Source organism: Acidiphilium sp. MT5, assembly GCF_054767495.1.
The window spans coordinates 1-1,494 of record NZ_BAABMR010000037.1 but is presented as its reverse complement, the minus strand read 5'-3'; the positions used below and the strand labels follow the sequence as shown (position 1 = coordinate 1,494).

The 1,494-nt window shown below is 57.5% G+C and carries 2 protein-coding genes; both read left to right on the top strand.

Annotated features, from left to right (window positions below):
• Positions 1-196 precede the first annotated feature (196 nt).
• Complete coding sequence (locus ACYUCQ_RS16205; RefSeq protein ID WP_460255592.1) at positions 197-769, top strand: recombinase family protein; 573 nt, start codon at positions 197-199, stop codon at positions 767-769.
• The gene (locus ACYUCQ_RS16200) at positions 766-1,332 is read left to right on the top strand and encodes a hypothetical protein (RefSeq protein WP_460255591.1); all 567 of its coding nucleotides are present in this window, start codon (positions 766-768) and stop codon (positions 1,330-1,332) included. The genes ACYUCQ_RS16205 and ACYUCQ_RS16200 overlap by 4 nt, the downstream gene beginning before the upstream one ends.
• The last annotated feature ends 162 nt before the right edge of the window (positions 1,333-1,494 follow it).

Below are 1,494 nucleotides of genomic sequence, written 5' to 3'. Positions count from 1 at the left end.
GACGCCTTGATCCTCGGTGCCATCGGTCTCGGACCATATCAACAGGCAACGCTATAAGAGCCATTCTAAATGTCGCATAACTTAGGATAAACGCGACACATTCCAAAGACAGAAACGTTCGGAAATCGCGAAAATCAAGACTTATGCAAACTCCGCTTGCCTAAGGCACATCAACGGGTTACGCTTTGCATAAGATGTGACCGAAAAAGCCCCCTCTTCCGAGCTGATTGGCTATGCCCGCGTCAGCACCTATGGCCAGACCCTCGATGCCCAACTCGCGCAGTTGAAGGCGGCCGGCTGCGCGAGGATTTACCGGGAGAAGGTGAGCGGCGCGCGGGCTGATCGAAAAGAGCTTTTGAAGATGCTCAAGCACCTGGCGGCCGGCAAAGTGGTGGTGGTCACGCGCATTGACCGCCTGGCGCGCTCCACCTTCGACCTGTTTGCCATCGTCAAGCAGATCGCCGATGCCGACGCACGTTTCCGTTCGCTGGCTGAACCTTGGGCCGATACCGGCACCAGCACCGACCACCTCATGCTGGCCGTGCTGGGTGGCCTGGCGGACGTGGAACGTGATCTGATCCGCACCCGCACGGCCGAAGGTCGGAGCCGAGCGACCGCGCGCGGGCAACACATGGGGCGCCCCCCTGCCCTCACCCCGCAGCAGCAGGCCGAGGCGCGGCAGCGCCGGGCGAACGGGGCCACGCTTAAGGAGCTGGCGCGCAGCTATGATGTGAGTCCGGCGACGATTTCGAGACTCACGGCGACATGAACGTGGACGCCCCCGAACTCACAGTTGCCCGCTATGCCGCTCGTGTATCGTTATGGGCATTCAGCGTCTCGGCTTTGTCGTTGTGTGTAGCTTTCGCCGCTTTTGTCCTAGAGCTTCGTCGTTGGTTTAGCGAAGGCGTAAGGCTGTCGATGTCGGTTATGTCGGATGCGATATTTGTAGGCGGCGGCCTGGAAGATAAGAAAAAATACATCGCTATAACCGTAAGGAACCGAGGTGACGCAGCGACCACAATTACGCATATGGTTCTCTATAATTATCCCAGCCGTCTTGCTGTCTGGCTCCCCAAGCGCCCGCGCTTCATGGTCCGATTGCTCAAGAAGTACCAACCGGCGACATTCATCGTAAATACAACCGATATGCCACCTCCGTACGTGCTCGAACCGGGAAGAAACTGGCATGGCATGGCAGCTCACACTCCAGAGCTAGAAGCGATGATTAAGGCTGGACGGCTGTTCGTCGGGGTCATCGGTTCACACAGCGACAAACCCCGGTTAATGCGCGTTCGGCGTTGGACGCCTCCGAAGAACACTAAAGCGGCCTAAACTCACGCTTTCTATCAAGTGCCATCTGCGATTTGTGCCGCACCCTGCCGCCATATATATGATAATGTCCTTTATCAGATATTTGGAAGAGGGTAGAGTCGTATCCATCCGGTCTGGGCCGCCTGCCGCTACGGGAAGAAGCCGCTCATAAGAGCGCTGCTA

Coding starts and splice junctions, on each gene's coding strand:
- ACYUCQ_RS16200 (WP_460255591.1), top strand. CDS start 766: ATGAACGTGGACGCCCCCGAACTCACAGTTGCCCGCTATGCCGCTCGT.